This window comes from Micromonospora sp. ATA51 (assembly GCF_016802855.1).
GTDB classification, from domain to species: Bacteria; Actinomycetota; Actinomycetes; order Mycobacteriales; family Micromonosporaceae; genus Micromonospora; species Micromonospora sicca.
On sequence record NZ_JAEVHJ010000031.1, the window covers coordinates 20154 to 36115 of the forward strand.

Consider the following 15962-nt stretch of genomic DNA (forward strand, 5'->3'; position numbering starts at 1 on the left):
GGTGGAACAGGAAACGACCTGGCAGTGGCGCTGCGACATCGAGCCCGACCGAACGGTCGTGACGCTGCTCGGCGAAATCGACATGGCCGGGGCCGATCACCTGCGCGACGTGCTCCGCAAGGCCATCGCCCAGGCCACCCGCGTCGACGTGGACCTGGCGCAGCTGACCTTCATCGACTCGGCGGTGATCAACACCCTGGTCGCCGCCCACAAGCACGCCGCTGACCTCGACGTCCGGCTCACCCTGGTCAACCCCACCGGTCACGTCCGCCGGATCCTCGCCGTGACCGGCATCCTGCACACACTCGGCGGGACGCCCTCGTCACCTGATCCCCCGGCCTGAACGGTGCAAGCCACGACATGCTGGCAGCTGCCGTTGCCGTCGCTGGTCGCCGCAGGCGACGATCCTAGACGTGATGAGTGGTTTGGCATGGGGCTTCTGGTAGAGGAACGTGCGCGACACTGCCGCGCACCGGGCAACGGTCGGGCAGGTGACGGCAGAGCGCGCGAGACGGGTGGCCTGTAGTGCTTCCTCGATCTGGCGAAGTTTGTCCTGGGTGCGGGCGTGGCGGGCGTCGTTCGCGGCGGCCGCGCGCGGTGTCCGGGACGTCAAGGCGTGTCCTTACGCCCGCCGATGGCGTCCAGGTCGGAGCTTCTGAAGCCCGACGCTCCAATGAGCGTGTCGTCGTTGAGGAGCTTGCCGTTCGCGGCGTGTCCGAGGGGTGGTAAGGCGTCAGGGCCTTCACGATCGGCCGCGACCAAGCAAGCTGATCCTGACAAGACCTGACGGTGGCTCCCTACGTGTGCGCCCGGGACGCAGTGGTGTCATCCCCGCCGATCAGAGCACTCCGCTGGCGGCCCATCAGCATCAGTCCGCCGGCCGAGGCCGGAGTGAAGGGCGGTGAGATTGTCGCGCCTCAGCGGGTTCTCCGCGCTGATCGCTTGCGTGGCGGGGTCAGCAGATCCGCGATCGTGGCGATCGCGCTCGGCACCAGCCGGTAGTAGGCCCACACACCGCGCTTCTCCCGCTCCAGCAAGCCGGCCTCGGTGAGGATACGCAGGTGGTGACTGACCGTCGGCTGCGAGAGGCCGAGCGGCGCGGTCAGGTCACAGACGCACGCCTCGCCCTCGGGGGCCGACTGGATCAGGCTGAGCAGCCGCAGCCGGGCGGGATCGGCGAAGGCCTTCAGGACCCCCGCGAGCCGCTCGGCATCGGCACGTTTGATCGGCTCGCCGGCAAGCGGCGAGATCTGAGGCATAGTCACTTCAGCCAGCGCATTTCCCACATATGCCATCCTTCCACCAGCAGCATCCACCCACGCGCATATCGGCAATGCACGATGCCTGCGAGCGTGTTGAGATGGTCTGATGTGGACGGCGTGGCGGCGTGACAGGGGCGAGCGCAGCCGGGCCGGGTGTCCGGACCGTGCCTGTGAGTAATTCGTGGGTGACGTGAATGTAATCCTCGTGTTTGACTGAGGCCTATGCGAGCGGGGGAGGCGCGGCTGGCGATCGACTGTGGCAGCGCCAGCACCGTGGCGGTGGTGGCGTGGCCCGACGGCAGATGGTCACCGTTGATGTTCGATGGCGAGCCAGCGCTGTCCAGCGCGGTGTTCCTGTCTGAGGACGGGAGCCTGCTGACGGGGCAACGGGCCTGGCAGGCCGCCGTCGCGCAACCGGAGCGGTTCATTCCCGCTCCCCGACGATCCGTCGAGCAGCAGGTGCCTGTCGCCGGCGGCGAGGTCGAGGCGCTGGACTTGGTCGCGGCGACGCTACGACGGGTCGCCGAGGAGGCGCATCGGGCGGTGGGCTTCCCGATCGAGGATGTGCGGCTGGTGGTGCCCGCCGGGTGGGGACCGCGACGGCGCACGTGGATGCGGCACGCCGCGCACCGTGCCGGCTTGCCGCAGCCGCGCCTGGTGGAAGCCCCGGTGGCCGTGGCGGGCTACCTTTTGGCCTCGGGCGTGCAACTGCCGGTGGGTTCCTTCATCGTCGTGTGTGACGTGGGCGGCGGTGTTGAGGTGAGCGTCCTGCGGCGTGGGCCGGCCGGGTTCGAGGTCCTTGCCACCCTCGCCGATCCTGACGCCGGTGGTGCCGCTGTTGACCGCGCGCTGACCGCCGCGTTGACGGGCGACGAGGCCGGCCCGGGCGTCGATGAGGGGGCGCGGTGGGCGCTGACCGCGAGCGTCCAGACCGCGAAGCACGCGCTGACCGACCACGCCGCGGTCACCGTCCCCCTGCCAGGCGGACCGGTCGCAGTGGTCAACGGGCAGATGCTCGAACAGGCGGCGCGCCCGATTCTGCAGCGTACGGCGCAGCTCACCACCGAAGCGATCGCTGCGGCAGAGGTAGACCCGGCCAGCATCGCCGGCGTTTACTGTGCCGGCGGCGCCGTCCAGATGCCCTTGGTCGAAAAGGTGCTCACCGAGAACGTGGGAATCGCCCCGGTGGTGGTCGCCGAGCCCGGCCTCGCGGCCGCGCGTGGGGCGGCTGAAACGGGCGCGGCCGGGCCCGGCGGGGATGTGACCGTCGTGGAGCCACCACCGGTGCCGCCGGTGCGGCGGGCGGTGGCGATCGCGGCGCCTGGCTTCGCGTCACTGGGGCTGGTGTCGCAGTTCCTCCTGACCGCTGAGTGGAACGGCGGCTTCCTGCGCCCCTGGACCGTGCTCAACTGGGGTGAACTGGCCATGGCCGCAGTGTTCGCCGTCATCGCCAGCCTGGCGGCGGGCACGGTCATCGCCTCCGCGATCGCCACCCGCAGCCGCGCAGGAGATCCGATCTCGCCCGGAGGTCAGGTCGGCACGGGCATCCTGGCCTCGGCGTCTCTTGGCGTGGCGGTCGCCGGGATGTACGCGGTGGTCGGCAGCCTGTACATCGGCGCCGACGTGAGCCCGTTCCTGCGGTGGGCGCTGCTGCCAGTCGTTCCGATCGTCGCGGTGGCCGCCGTGATGGCGTTGGTCGCCGCCCGGCAGTGGCGCACACCCCGCGGCGGCTGGTCGGAACTGCTCGCGTTCCCCACGGGGTCGGTGGTGACCGGCGCGGTCGGGATGGCGCTGATCCAGTACTCCCTGGTCGCTGACCGGTGGCCGGACATCGTCTTGTGGATCGACATCGCCGGCCGGGTCGGGGGCCTGCTGCTCGGCGTCGGGGTGGTCATGGCCGTCGTGTCGCCGCTGCTGCTGCGGGTGATCCTGGCCGCACCCCTCGGGGTTATCACCGCCGCGATCGTGAGCCGACCCGCCTCGGGGATCCTCGGTGTCATCTACGGCATCGCCGTGGCCCTGTGGTGGATCCGCCAGCTGTGGACGCGCATCGTCCGCCCCGACCGACAGCCGGTCCGCCCGACATGACCACCTCCGGTGGCGGAGCAGCGACGGGCGCCGCCAGCCGGGTCGCGGCACCCGGCGGAGGTGAATGAGGTGCGATGGCCGCGACAGGTGGCCTCACTGCTGTTCCTGGCACTGCTCCTGTGTGGTCCGCCGGTGGTGCTGGTGGAGATCGTCGGCTGGCCGTTGAGCGGCTGGCCGAGCCTGCGCCAGGCCCAGCTGTGGGTGGCGCAGCCGCTCACCGAGCAGACCCTGACCGTCGCGCTGACACTGTTCGCGTGGCTGGTCTGGCTGTTCCTGGCCGCCACGGTCACCGTCAGGGCCCTGACGCGAATGCGGGCCGGGGCGCGCTGGCTGCGGCGCATGCCGCTGCCCACACCCCTGCAGGCCACCGCCACCGGCATGGCCGGAGCGGCGGCCTTCGGTGTCGGCACCCACCCCACCACAGCGCCGCCGGATCATCCCCTCGCCGTGGCCGCCGGAACGTTGGACGATCACGGCGGCGCTGACGCCGCCGACCACAGCCACCTGATCGACAGCCGCGTCGGTGATGGGATCGTGGTGTCGGGCGGCTGGCTGCCACGCGACGTCGCCGAGCAGATCAGCGCTGCCGCGGCGCTGGTGTGGCTACGCCGCCGCCGCGCCTACCAGCCCCGCCCACCAGGCTCAGAGGGTCGGGACGAGCCGGACCTGGCGCCCCTGCCCGCGGCCGTCGCCGCCGTGCAAGCCGCGCTCGCCACCGGCAACACCTACCCCTCGTCGCGGAGCCGACCCCCGCCGACGCCGGCGATGCCCGGGGGGCCCTGGCAGCGCCGGTCGCCGGTCTCCCGCCCGCCGGCGTCGGTCTCACCGGCCCGGGCGCCCTCTCGGCCGCCAGGGGAGTGCTGGTCACCGTCCTGCTGGCGGGGCAACGGCACCCACCGGGCGCGGTGCCGATCGTCATCACCCACACCGCCCTGACCGCTCTGGTCGGCTCCGCCGCCGAGGCGGTGCGGCACCGACTGCCAGGCATGCGGGTGACGACCACGGTCGAAGACGCGGTGGAGTACCTGGAGTCAGCTCCCAGCCCGACATGCCCTGCCACCCTGCCAGTGCAGCGGCAGGAGGGCAGCCCACCTGTCGGTGTTCACACGCCACCGGTCCTGATCACTGAGGCCCTACCTACCCCGGCCACCGCAGATCGTCTCGCGGCCGCAGTCACCGTAGGCGCCGGCGCCCCCGTCGTCTTGGGCGACTGGTCCGCCGGTGTCACCTGGCAGGTCGACGCGGCGGGCCATACCCGCGACCCGCGGCAGCCGACGCACGCGGGGCCTCGGTTGTGCGTGCTCAATCAGGTCGCGACCACGGATCTGCTCACTGTTATGGGCCACGCGTACCCGCCACCACCCCATGCCGGTACCCACCGCACACCAGAGGCACCTCGCCTGCGGGTCCCGCGCCAGGCGACCAGCGGCGAGACCACCTCCCGCCAACCTGCCACGACCAGGGTGGTGTCCCGGCGGCTCGATCTGCGTGTCCTCGGCGAGCCGACGCTGCTCATCAACGGTGAACCGCTGACCATCCGGCGCAGCGCGGCCCTGCAGGCCCTCGTCTTCCTCACCGTTCACCACTACGGAGCCAGCAGCCGGCAGCTGGTCGAGGCCATCTGGCCGGGCCTGCCCGCCCACTCGCTCACCGGCCGGCTCTACACGACGCTCAGCGACCTGCGCGGCACCATCCGGTCCGCCTGCCGGCTGAGCGTCATCGACCACACCAACGACCGATACCGGATCAACCCCGCGCACCTTGACGCCGACCTGTGGCGATTGCAGGCCGCCGTTCAGCATGCCGCCACTGCGGTAACCGACCACGCCACCGCCTGGCAGGCCGTCATCGACGCCTACACCGGCGACCTCGCCGCCGGGTACGCCTGGCCCTGGCTCGAGCCGGCCCGAGAAGCCACCCGCCGGCACGTCGTCGACGCCTCCGTCGCCCTGGCTGCCATGCAGCCCGACCCGCGGCGAGCTCTGGCCCTGCTCCAACGCGGCATCCGCGTCGACCCCTACAACGAGAACCTGCACCTGCGCGCGATGAAGGCCCTCGCAGCCCTCGGCGACCACACCGCGATCCCCGACCTGTGCGACAGCTACAACCGTCGACTCGCCGCGGCCGGACTCGAACCAAGCGACGACCTTCGTGACGCGGCTGCTCACTTGAGCAACGCCCACCCCGTGCCTGGGCGGTAGCAGCACCTCAAGCGAGTCCCTACAACCGGGAAAGCGCCGGTAGCGTCGACGGCAACTGCTCCTCCGCCGGCGTACGAGTCAACGTGCACAGCCAGGTACAGATAAAACGTGCACAGTGTCGCGCAGATGGACGATGAGACGAGCGGAGGCGCGTCGGCCCGACCGCTTCAACTGCCCGCGAGCCGGCCAGTGGACTCAGCGAGACCCACAGGATCGGGTCGGCGGCCGTCGTGCGTGTCGTTACCAGCGACCCGGCATCGACTGTTTGGCGCATCCGCTTTTGCCGATGAGCGCGCAACCCGGCAGGGGCAGCGGCGCCTCCCCGCCAGGCTCATTACGAGCCGACGAGGCCCGGTAGGTCCCGGCGAGCCTCGTCGGCGCGGTGGCAGCGCGCTACGCCTGTGGCTGGATGAAGAGTGGTCGGCGAAAAGGAGCCTCTTCTGGATCGGCGTGAAGGTGCCGACGCCAACCGAGAAATGACCAGAAGCCGTCGGCGCCCTCGGAGAAGGCCACGAGCCGACGGTCTGGGTATCGGTTGTGGAGGAGGTCGATGACAGCGTGGCTGATGCCCCGGCCGCGGTGATCGTAGTGCACCTCAATGAACTGGATCTCGAGTGCGGTGGCTCCAAGTGGCGGAACGTCGGCGTAGTGATCGACTACTCCAACCTCGTTGCCCAGATGAACCCGGGCGACCTCGTTGTTGTTCTCTAGGACTTGCAGAAAGATGCTTTTGGAATGGGGATAGACGGGGCCGTCGTACCACCATTGGTTGTTGAATCCGAGGCCTGCTTCCTCGTACGTGAACGGGAACCAAAACCGCTCGCCGACTGGACGATCGAGTTCGATCAAGGTGACGCTCATACCGTGATTCTGCATCAGGAAGAGGTGCCGATGCTCATGTAGGGAGCCGTCTCGTCTTCTGGTCGCTCAACCGGCTTCAATCGAGGAGGCCGTGGTGATCGTTGAGCCAGCCGACTCCGGCAAGATCCTGGACCAGCCACCGGTACGCCAGGCTGGTTGCCGGACACGTGTTGCCCAGTGGCAGGTCTACGTTTTGGAGCGGGCTCTGGCCGAACGTCGTCCGGGCGGCGCTGCGGCGCTCCTGGCTGAAGGTCCAGAACGCAGGACCGTCGTCGGGTACGAGTCGCAGGTCGACTGACGGCACGTCCGATCGTTGCGCATCGCGGTCGGGGTCCAGGCTGACAATCATGTCAATCGTGTACGCGTTCTCGTTGTTGACGGGTCGCCGGACGAGTCCTTCGACGCCGACGGGCAGCATGCTGTAGAGCCCGAGAGCGTCACCGAAGGCAGGGAACGAGGTTTCGACGAGCTGCCGATAGCCGATCAGGGCTTGTCGCACGATGTCCGTCGCCAGGGTCAAGGTCAGCTCCGGTGAGTACGTCTGCCAGCGCCACCTGCCTGTCCCGGGTTGATCGCCTTCGGGCCAGAGCGGCAGGAGCGTATCGCCGTCCTCCATGTCCAGCTGAGCGGCGAGCCACCGGATGTCGTCCGAGTCGACGGAGCGGCCTGTGCCTTGCCACGTCGACCGCACCGACCGGTTCACCCGCTCCATCCACTCGGTGACGATGTCACGCAGTTCGGCGAGGTCGATGGTGCGGCGCCGGCGTGCGGCGCTGTAGTTGTAGACGAAATCGGCGAGTAGGTACAGCCGTTCGCGTGCCAGCCATGATGTGCGGGGAACGGGCAGGGTCCGTCTCCTGATCACGTTCTGGAGCTGTTCTTGCAGCGCCGCCTGGGCGCGCAGCCAGCGACCAAGGTCAGAGGTCGGAAAGCGAACCCCCTCGACGCGGTGCCATCGGCCGAGGCTAGGGAACATTTCGGGAAGTTTGACGACGTCCGGCGGCGGCAACTGGTCGCGCGAGCGAGCGAGCGTCAGATAGCCGTTCTGCAACCAGGTGCCCCACTGGACGAGGCGACCGTCGCGGTGTCGTGCCAATGACTCGGCCAGGGGTCCGAGTCCGATTAGCAGGGCTTGTTCCGCGCCACGCAGCCACTGCCCTGCGCGAATGGCAAGGTCGGGCTCGGCGGTGACCGCGCCGGTGGGGTCGCGGCGGCTGATGAGCGCCGCGATCGCCTCATCAGATGGACCGTCGTGGGTGCGGTCCGCACTGGCGTCGGCGATCTCATCGAGGATCCAGAACGCTGCCGCCGGATTGACTGTCGCAAGGCCGGCGAAGAGGCGTTCTTGATCCTGGTCGATGGCGGTGGACACGGCGAATGCGAGCGCATAACGCCACCGGGGGAACGAACTGGCCGCCGCGATCGTGTCCAGGTCAGCCAGGCCCATCCGGAGGGCTTCGGACCCGAAATACTGCTCGAACACCGGCAACGCGAACGTCAGCTCCGTGTGGTCGCCGACAACGAGGCCGGTTGCGGTGAGGCGACGGACGAGGGGCAACGACCCGAACGAGGCCCCGGTAACCGGCTGCGACTGTCCGAGGATCCGAACGGCCAACCGAGCCAGGTCCTGCCACGTGCCATCAGCAACCTCGTCGCTCTGCGAGTCGATGACCATCGTCGCGAGATCAGCCAGGAGCCGAGCCCGAGATACCTTGACGTCGCGGCCAGCCTGTACTCGGGCCGCCAGGCCAAGTGCGGTCAGCGGACTGGTGAGCAGGGCAGCCATTTCGGTGTTCCACAGGTGCCAGGGGATGTCGTCACCGAGAGCCAACTTCGCCAGCTCAGCGCCACGCTGGGCCGGCCACGGCTCGACGAGGATCTTCTCCTCGTCGGGCACGGGGATCCCCGGCCGCGCGGTCGCCAGCACGCTGACGCGAGGCCACGTGTGGACGAGTTGGCGGGCCTCGGCGAGGAGACGGGCGGCTTCCCGCAACGGGACACTGTCCAGGTCATCGATGACCACGTGGCAGCGGCCGGAGGGGTCGCCGCCAAGCTCGTTGGCGATCGCCAATTCCAAGCTGGCAGTGATGTGCCGAGCGGGAAGAAAAAGCGGAATCTCGGTGTCCGGGTCGTTAGCAGCCGCCTGGACAGCCTGCCCCCACCAGCGCAGTGCGTGTTCCGACTTGCCGGCCCCAAGCCGGCCCACTAGAACGCGGACCTGCCCCACTGGGACCTCAACGAGCGGTTCCTGGCGCGCCGCCATCCACGCGAGTACCGCCGGCCGCCGCTCCGCCGGCACGAGCGGTGTCAATCGGGAGACTCGCATGGCATGGCCTCGCCGGATAGCCAGTTGCCACGTCTCGATCCGGCTGCGCATCCGCGGGTTGAACGGCACGACTGCGCTGATCTTCTCGATGACGGCGCCGAGGTCGAAGGGTGTGACCGCCTCGCGGGCCTCTTCGTCGCTGATCTGCCAGCTACGGTGCGCGCGTTCAAAGTCGGCCAACTGATCCCGCTTCCAGGATCGCAGCATCTCGGCGGGGTACTCGTCCGGGACCTGATCGATTTCCCACGCGTGTGGAAAGCACAGCAGGAGAAGGTTGCCGACGTCGCGGTTGTCAGCTTCGCTCATGGCTGGGTCCCAGCGAGGGCCGCCTTCGCTGCGAGCGTGGATATGGGCGACGTGGCTGTTGAGAACGTGTTGACCGGTGGCCGCGTTCACTGTGTACAGGCCGGCACGGCACCCGGGCTTTGCGCACGCGAACGCAGTCCCGTAGAGCTGGCGCACGGTGCCAGGCGTGGGCACACGGTGCTCGATCGGCTTGCCCGATACGGCGGAACGCTTGGTCACGGCTCCCATCCTCCCGGGCCACGGCCCGCACCGTCCCTCGGCACGCACCGAGTCGGCGCCCCGCCAGCGACCGATACGGTGGCAGCATGCGATGGCTGCTGGCTGCCGCTCATAACTTGCTGACGCCTTACTCCCCGCCGATGCCTGCAAGGAAGTGACGGAGTCGCCCACCCTCGTCGACACAGTTGAGCAGATCGCGGTGTGGGATGTCGTCCTCCCCGTAGCGATACCGACGAGTGAGCAGGTCTCTCATCGCTTCCTCGCCAGCTCGTTCCTGCCGACTTCGCAGGCCCCAATGTTGCGCCACGGTGATGGTCTGCAACAGGGTGTGAGTGGCGAGAGCGGTGTCAGAGAAGACGTCGAGCGGGATCTCGCGCGACTCTGCGGTCTCTGGCTCTCGCGCCAGCCGCATTTGCTCCGCCGGGTCTCCGAAGCCGGGGCGGATGCCAGCCTGCAACATCCGCCAGTTCCAGGCCGCATTGGACAAAGCCACCAAGATCTGCCAATCCAGCCATCCTGCTTCGCGGAGACGGACGATGGTCGCGCGGCAGGTGTCTTCTGCGAGCAGTCGGGGCAGCGTGTACCGCAGCGTTTCGTTCGCTACCTCGTACCGCTCGCGGATGGCCTGAATCGCCTTGTCGGGGTCGTACCCGGTGCCAGCGCGCGTCGATGCGGCTAGGGGCGGCGGCGCTGTCGGGCTGAAATCGGCCGAGGACGCCGGCCGGGTCGCAGCAGCGCACCTTGCATAGTGCCGGTCATCCAGAAGCCCTGCTGCCTCTTCGTACGGCCGCCCGACGAAGAGCTTGTGAGAGAGACCGGCCCTGAACATCGGCTCTATTAGCGCTTGGAGGTCGGCTGGCTGCCGGACGTGGACGGCGTGCAGGAGTTGAAAGCACGTCGCGATCAAGAAGTGCTGACGCGCGTCGCTGTCGGTGGGGTTGGCAGACAAGACGACTTCGCCGACAAGTTCTGGCTCGGAGTCGTCGATTTCGACCTCATCTGCCTCGCGACCCGCGTCACTCCTTACATCCACGGTCACGTGAACTGTGCTTTTGATGAGGACCGGATGATGGAGCGCGATGTCGGCAAGGAGAACCTGAAGTGTCGCTACGAGTCCTTCTGCCGCCAGGACGTGATCCGGTCGTTGCGGTAGGTGAAGATCCAACGCACACCCAGCGCTTCGAAGTCGACGACGCGCGTAGGGCCGACATCACCGAACACGGGTCCAGCGAGTTGCTCGGCTGCAGCCTGCTGGAACTCAGATTCAGACATGTCGTATTCGGCGCCTGGTACCGAGACCATGGAAGTCAAAAGGTCGAACCACCCGGTCCGGTAGTGTGCTTCGGCGATGAGGGGCTCAAGCGTGGGCCAGAACTTCTGGACCGCAGACAACTCCATGGCCGCGTTCATCCGGTGGTTGTCCAGATCCGGATGCTTCTCGAAGTCGAACGGGTCGGTCAGGTACTGGGAGCGGGCCATCAGCGCGACCTCGGTCAGCCCGGCAGCGTCAACCCAGCAACCCGTATGCTGGGAGTACCGCGCCGCATCCAACAGAGCGTTCGGAAGCTGAAGCTTTACGTCCGCATCACCGTGCGCTGCTGCGAGGGCGACAGCGGCGCACGCATACATCTTGGCCGCGTACATAAGTTCCAGGTCAGCGAACAGTTTGCCGATGAACCGCATCGTTAGTACTGCGCCGTACAGCGTGTCGCCGTTGAACCAGTTCACCTTTGCGTTATGTAGTTCCAGCAAGGCTTCGAGCGTCTTACCGGCTCTTATGAACGCCATCCCGCGGTCACGGCATCGCTCAGCCGTCGCAGCTTGACCTTGGGTTTCGGCGGTAGCGACGTCAAGCCCGTCGCGGACCTTCGCGTAGGACGGGTGCTCCGATAGGAGCGGAGCGAACATTGTGAACACTCGCCCAAGCTGACGCACCGAGTACGCGCGCGCACGCGGCAACAGTTCAACCAGTCTTTCCAGGTTTTCCATCGCCGCATCGACGTCCACCAGGTCGTCCTCAGCCAGCGCTGAAGTATCTACTTCCAGCTCATCCAGCTTCACTCCGACATTTGCCGCCACCACCACGCGCTGTGGTTGGCCGCGTTTTTGCTCCGCCTTCCGCCAGTCAGGCATCAGATGAAGGAACGCAAGTGTCCCGGTCAGCGAGGCCGACCGCACCGGATAAGTCGAGGAGTCCGTCCCCTCGACCAGGCCAACGATGTGCCCACGCAGCCGCTCAACAGCCTCCCAAATTTCAGTGGCCTCAGCGCGCCCGACGCCGCTCAACCACATCGTGCCCCAGTACGACGTTAAGGTCGCGGCGTCGTCGACAACGTTCGGGTGGCTACTCCTGCACGCGAACACAACAGCCCGGCGGACCAGATCTTCAACACCGGCCGCCACACCCATGCCCCTGAACCGTGCCACGGCCATCTCATAGCATGCCCGGAACACAATCTCGGAGTCCTCACCGTTCTCCGAATCAGCCAGGAACGCGCCCATGAAGTCCAGCCACTCAGGTAGATCGGCGTTCGCCTCCTTGTCCCACGTCGCGAATCGCAGCCCCTGCGTCACTTCACCCTGAGTGGCGGGGGTCAGAGTCGCCGGCCCTCCATTTTGACGCAGCCTCTCCAACAAGTCGACGTACCACTCCGGCGCAGACTCGCCCTCTGGCGGCGGCACCAACGACGACGGCAAGTCCAGATAGTGCCGCGCCACCCACACCAGATCCGGCTCAGCCAAGAAGGTCGCGATGTCAGCACCACAGAAGATGTCGAGCGTTACCCCGTACGTCTCGCGAGCTGTCTTCTTCAGGTCATGAGTGATGCCTTCCGAGATCGCATGCACGCTGAAGAACGCAACATGAGAGACCGGCTCCGCATCCTCGGCGCAGATTCCCGCCAGGTCATCCAGCACCTTGCTCTTCAGCCGCTCCTGCTGCACTGTGCATGCAACCACCACGGGAGCAGTCGAAGCAGACGCCGAAAAGCCCGCCGAGTGTGGCAGCTCGTCCGGGATGCGGGTTGTGTAGGTCTCGGCGTCCCGCTGTTGGTCGCCACCGGAACTGACTGGGCCGGTCGCGATCAAGATGTTCGAGCTGATGCGCTTGCGGGCAATCCGCGTCGCGATCTCCTCGAAACGATGGTGTTCGTTCCTCGACGCAAGCACACTCAGCCGGAACTGGATGTACGCCTCAGCCTCAGGGATGGTTTCAGTCACGGCACCATCTTGCCGCCCTTCCCGGGAAGCGAGCTGCACTCACACCCAGTCCGGTCGCGTCATTCCGCCGCGGTTGGGACACGGTGGTCAGGCGGCGCGCAGGCGATCGAATCTTCCGCAGGTCGGTCGCTACGGCTGGTGCCCGCGCGCCGCAGGCGGGAGGGGGGCCGTGGTGCCGGACAACAGTCTGGATCTGCGAACCCCGGATGCGTTCAATCTGATGGCGGTGATCGAAGGAGCTCGGCTGGTGCTGGGTTCGGCACGCGATACGGGTAGTCGAACCGGCGGTGCGCGCCGAGCGGTGGCAGCTCGGCCCTGCCGGCCGGGCCGCTGCCCGCGCTCTCTGAACAGTCACCAGGTCACCACGTTCAACCATGCACGGATCTGCCGCGGACAACGCGCAGTGGTGGGCAGGCCGGGCATGTGGGGTTCCGTAGCGCACGTTGACAAGCGCGCCTCAACTAGATCTTTTCGTGGCTGCTTCTGCCGTCAGGCCAGTTGCTCACCAGCAAGTACCGCCGCGTTCTACGCCGGGGTTCTTCCGTTCGAACGCTTTGATGGACGCGCAAAGGCCGATGAACGGGCCATCGGCTACGGCGTCCTGCATCTCGGCTCCGTCGGGAAGGTTCGTCCACACTCCCGGAGCCAGAGCGACGGCCTTCTTCTCGCCGTCAAAGTATGTTTCGGTGTCCACCCGCTCCGAGATGGAGCTGACTGACACAACCTTGGGATAGCCCTTCGAGAAATTCAAAGGACCACCCGTATCCCCATCCGTGTAGACCGGTGCGGGCGGCCTTACCGGAGCCGCTGAAGTAGTCGGCGGCGGAGCCAGCGTGGAGGGCGATGCCGATGGCGTAGGGCTCGGCAAAGTAGCCTCAGACGAGGAAGGCGTGGTCGGTTCGTTGGGGTTCTGCTGCCCTCCACAAGAAGCGACGGTGAACGTGCAGACGACTGCAGCGATCAGCCTTTTATTCACCATTGCCTCTAATCATCTTCGCTGTCGCTGGCAAGTTTCTGTTATGCGGAGTTGAGGGGAGGGGACTCGTAGCTTGGGGTAGGGTTGACGAACATATCAGAACCCGTGACGATAAGCGCACGACCTTATGTCGGATAGATGACATCTGCGCGTACTAAACTGCCGCACACCGTGCGCTAGGCCCGTGCCTCTGGCGTTACGGCATCGGCCTGCCTGACCGTTGATCGCTGTGCCGAGCCCAGGTCCTACGGCGGCACCGGCGTCAATGGGCCGCAAGCTTGCCGACTGGGCAGGCTCGGATCGCGATGGTGACCTGGTTGCCCGCGGCGGGGTCGGTGACGCAGTGCAATCCGAGGTCTGTGATGCGGCCGTCGCGTGCGTCCCACTCGCGGGTACCGACGTCACGCCCCAAGATCGAGCCGAGCGAGTCGATCGTGGCCTTCCACAGGTTCGGCCAGGCGCGGCGGGGCCCGACCGCGAACGCAAGCTGGAGGGCGATACTGCCCTCGGGGAGTGGTTGGGCGGCGGTGATCTGGTCACGGATCTGCCGCTTGTAGGCGGTGGTACTGGACGACGCAGTGGTGCGTACCTGCAGCGAGTACACCCCGCCGGGATCCTGCACAGTGTGCGTTTGGCACACCGCGACCGAGGACGTCGCTGCATGCCGCTTGGTCGCCCACACCGAGGCGAACTGCCGCCCGGTGTCCTTGGTCAGCTTCGGGACGAGCGGAAACAGGTAGTTGTCGAGGTCGTTGAGCGCGAGCAGGGGCACGTTGTCCGGCAGCCCGATGTCCACGCGCAGCGCGAGCGGATCCGGCGTGACGCGCACCTTCGGGGCGATGGCCGCCAAGACGTCGGCGGCAAACGCGGCCGAGCGAACCTGGCCAGGTGACCCAGCCGCGTCCCAGCTGGCCGGGGCAGGCGGAACGGGCAGTGTGCTGCCCAGGAACTCCGGGCGCGCATAGAAGACAGGCAAGGTCACAGGTGGAATCTATCGCCAGACCAGACCTCGACCGCCCGTCGTGGCTGCCCGCTGCTCGAGCTGCTTCTCGTTTGCCTTCACCTATCCGGATGCGGGGGCGACTCGGGTGCCAGACCAGTCACCTTGAGCTATCACGGCCCGACCCGACTCTGACAGCGATAGTCATTGCAGTCATGGGCCGTATCGACGGCACGGGCGCCGTACCTCTGGGATCGATTGTCGAACGACGTTCTGAATCTGTGCACGTTCGGCCGTACTCGGTGTGGTGTGTTGACCAGTACGCCGACGCCTCCTCCGGTGACCCGGGTGGCCTCTGACCTGCTGGTGTGAGGTTCTGTGAGCCTGTGTGAGGTCCTGTCACCCCTCACCGCAGCCTGCAGGACGGTCCGCGGCAATACCGTCGAGTCACCGACCAGCACACTCCGACTCACCGTCCGCCGTGACGCCCGGTCCACGCCTGCCACCGCTGCCCGGGATGAAGTTCATGGCCAGCTCGGCGGCACCCCTATCAGGCAGGAGGCAGCAATGAGAATCCGAGCAGCTTCTGTGGCCACCACAACGACAACCGTCCTTCTGCTCGCAGCCGTTCCGACCGTGCTCATCCACCTCGCAGGCGGCCCGGCACCAAATCTGCCAACGACCGCCGTGCTACGCGATTGGGTTCGACAGCCGCTGACCGCCGGGTTCCTCACCGGCCTTGCGCAATCCGGCGCCTGGCTGATCTGGGTCCTGCTCGTGACCACCGTCCTCGCCCGGGTCTACACCCGGGCCACCCGCGCACTGCGGTGGCTACCGACACTGCACCTGCCGGGACCGCTGCAGGGACTGACCGCAGGGGTGCTCGGCGCCACCGCGTTCACCGCCACCGCAGGCGGCATACCCGCCCACGCCACCGCGCCGGCCGCGCCGACGTCACCAGCGACGAGCAGGAAGCGCTGCGATTCACTCCGCAACAGGCAGCGCAAACCCTCCCCACTCACGCGGTGGCCCTTGGCATGCAGCTAGATCGTGTCACGGCTGATCGGGAAGACACCTACACCGTCCAGCGGGGCGACACCCTGTCCGGCATCGCCGAGCAGTGCCTTGGCGACGCCCGCCGCTGGCCGGAGATCTTCGCCCTCAACCGCGGCACCCACTTCGCTGACGTCGGTGGGACACTGCGGAACCCGAACCTGATCTACCCCGGCTGGACCCTCGACCTGCCCGCTGAAGCCGCCCCGCAACCGCGACCGGTTACCCCGCACCAGCCACCCGTGGACGTTGAAGCACCCCAGCCACGCCCCCACGGGAACACCGCATCCCCGGCTCAGCCCACCCCCGCCAGCACCATGCCGGACAGCCCGCCGCCGATGTCGCCAAGCGCGTTGCCCCGGACCGAGGCACCTGACATCGGTGCCGCCTCGTCACCACCCACCAGCACCCCGCCCGGCGATGGTGCCGCCACCGACGACACCGACGCCCCCGTCGGCAACGCGGACCGGTCCTCAGGTGGTGTGTCCCTGCCCAGCGGAAGCTGGGTCGA

The 15962-nt window shown here is 67.5% G+C and carries 13 protein-coding genes; 6 read left to right on the forward strand and 7 right to left on the reverse strand.

What is annotated here, in order from left to right; genetic code table 11:
• Nucleotide 1 precedes the first annotated feature (1 nt).
• Nucleotides 2–343, forward strand: a complete 342-nt coding sequence (locus JNW87_RS08140) for an STAS domain-containing protein (RefSeq protein WP_238453412.1) — start codon at nucleotides 2–4, stop codon at nucleotides 341–343.
• Nucleotides 344–917: 574 nt separating this feature from the next.
• Here the strand turns inward: JNW87_RS08140 and JNW87_RS08145 are convergent.
• A complete protein-coding gene (locus JNW87_RS08145; RefSeq protein WP_109804883.1) occupies nucleotides 918–1295 on the reverse strand; it encodes a helix-turn-helix transcriptional regulator in 378 nt (125 codons plus the stop codon).
• Between the two features lie 282 nt (nucleotides 1296–1577).
• On the opposite strand from JNW87_RS08145, the gene JNW87_RS08150 reads away from it, so the two are divergent.
• From JNW87_RS08150 to JNW87_RS08160, 3 genes are all read left to right on the forward strand, one after another.
• Nucleotides 1578–3350 carry an Hsp70 family protein gene (locus tag JNW87_RS08150; RefSeq protein WP_238453413.1) on the forward strand — a complete coding sequence of 591 codons (1773 nt, stop codon included), beginning with the start codon at nucleotides 1578–1580 and terminating at the stop codon, nucleotides 3348–3350.
• A 69-nt stretch (nucleotides 3351–3419) separates the two neighbouring features.
• Nucleotides 3420–4286 (forward strand): hypothetical protein, encoded by an 867-nt coding sequence (locus JNW87_RS08155; RefSeq protein ID WP_238453414.1) that lies wholly within the window; start codon nucleotides 3420–3422, stop codon nucleotides 4284–4286.
• 530 nt (nucleotides 4287–4816) lie between these two features.
• Nucleotides 4817–5551, forward strand: a complete 735-nt coding sequence (locus JNW87_RS08160; protein ID WP_238453415.1) for a BTAD domain-containing putative transcriptional regulator — start codon at nucleotides 4817–4819, stop codon at nucleotides 5549–5551.
• Between the two features lie 393 nt (nucleotides 5552–5944).
• Here JNW87_RS08160 and JNW87_RS08165 read toward each other — a convergent pair whose 3' ends face one another.
• The 3 genes from JNW87_RS08165 to JNW87_RS08175 form a co-directional block, all read right to left on the reverse strand.
• On the reverse strand, nucleotides 5945–6412 hold the full coding sequence (locus tag JNW87_RS08165; RefSeq protein WP_238453416.1) for a hypothetical protein: 468 nt from the start codon (nucleotides 6410–6412) through the stop codon (nucleotides 5945–5947).
• A gap of 76 nt (nucleotides 6413–6488) precedes the next feature.
• The gene (locus JNW87_RS08170; RefSeq protein WP_238453417.1) at nucleotides 6489–9263 is read right to left on the reverse strand and encodes a hypothetical protein; all 2775 of its coding nucleotides are present in this window, start codon (nucleotides 9261–9263) and stop codon (nucleotides 6489–6491) included.
• 127 nt (nucleotides 9264–9390) lie between these two features.
• Nucleotides 9391–10092, reverse strand: a complete 702-nt coding sequence (locus JNW87_RS08175) for a hypothetical protein (RefSeq protein ID WP_238453418.1) — start codon at nucleotides 10090–10092, stop codon at nucleotides 9391–9393.
• Nucleotides 10093–10107: 15 nt separating this feature from the next.
• Between JNW87_RS08175 and JNW87_RS08180 the strand changes: the two genes are divergently transcribed.
• On the forward strand, nucleotides 10108–10416 hold the full coding sequence (locus tag JNW87_RS08180; RefSeq protein WP_238453419.1) for a hypothetical protein: 309 nt from the start codon (nucleotides 10108–10110) through the stop codon (nucleotides 10414–10416).
• On the opposite strand, the gene JNW87_RS08185 is transcribed toward JNW87_RS08180, so the two are convergent.
• The 3 genes from JNW87_RS08185 to JNW87_RS08195 form a co-directional block, all read right to left on the reverse strand.
• Nucleotides 10371–12482, reverse strand: a complete 2112-nt coding sequence (locus JNW87_RS08185; RefSeq protein ID WP_238453420.1) for a hypothetical protein — start codon at nucleotides 12480–12482, stop codon at nucleotides 10371–10373. The genes JNW87_RS08180 and JNW87_RS08185 overlap by 46 nt on opposite strands.
• A 502-nt stretch (nucleotides 12483–12984) precedes the next feature.
• Entirely contained in the window at nucleotides 12985–13233 is a 249-nt protein-coding gene (locus JNW87_RS08190; protein WP_238453421.1) for a hypothetical protein, read from the reverse strand.
• Nucleotides 13234–13720: 487 nt separating this feature from the next.
• Complete coding sequence (locus JNW87_RS08195; protein ID WP_238453422.1) at nucleotides 13721–14440, reverse strand: hypothetical protein; 720 nt, start codon at nucleotides 14438–14440, stop codon at nucleotides 13721–13723.
• Nucleotides 14441–15435: 995 nt separating this feature from the next.
• On the opposite strand from JNW87_RS08195, the gene JNW87_RS08200 reads away from it, so the two are divergent.
• Nucleotides 15436–15962: LysM peptidoglycan-binding domain-containing protein (locus JNW87_RS08200; protein WP_238453423.1), on the forward strand; the 527-nt coding region annotated here is incomplete at its 3' end.

Excerpts from the sequence above, each read along its gene's own strand:
- JNW87_RS08145 (WP_109804883.1), bottom strand. The coding sequence starts at position 1,295 with ATGGCATATGTGGGAAATGCGCTGGCTGAAGTGACTATGCCTCAGATC.
- JNW87_RS08150 (WP_238453413.1), top strand. The coding sequence starts at position 1,578 with ATGTTCGATGGCGAGCCAGCGCTGTCCAGCGCGGTGTTCCTGTCTGAG.
- JNW87_RS08175 (WP_238453418.1), bottom strand. The coding sequence starts at position 10,092 with ATGTTCAGGGCCGGTCTCTCTCACAAGCTCTTCGTCGGGCGGCCGTAC.
- JNW87_RS08165 (WP_238453416.1), bottom strand. The coding sequence starts at position 6,412 with ATGAGCGTCACCTTGATCGAACTCGATCGTCCAGTCGGCGAGCGGTTT.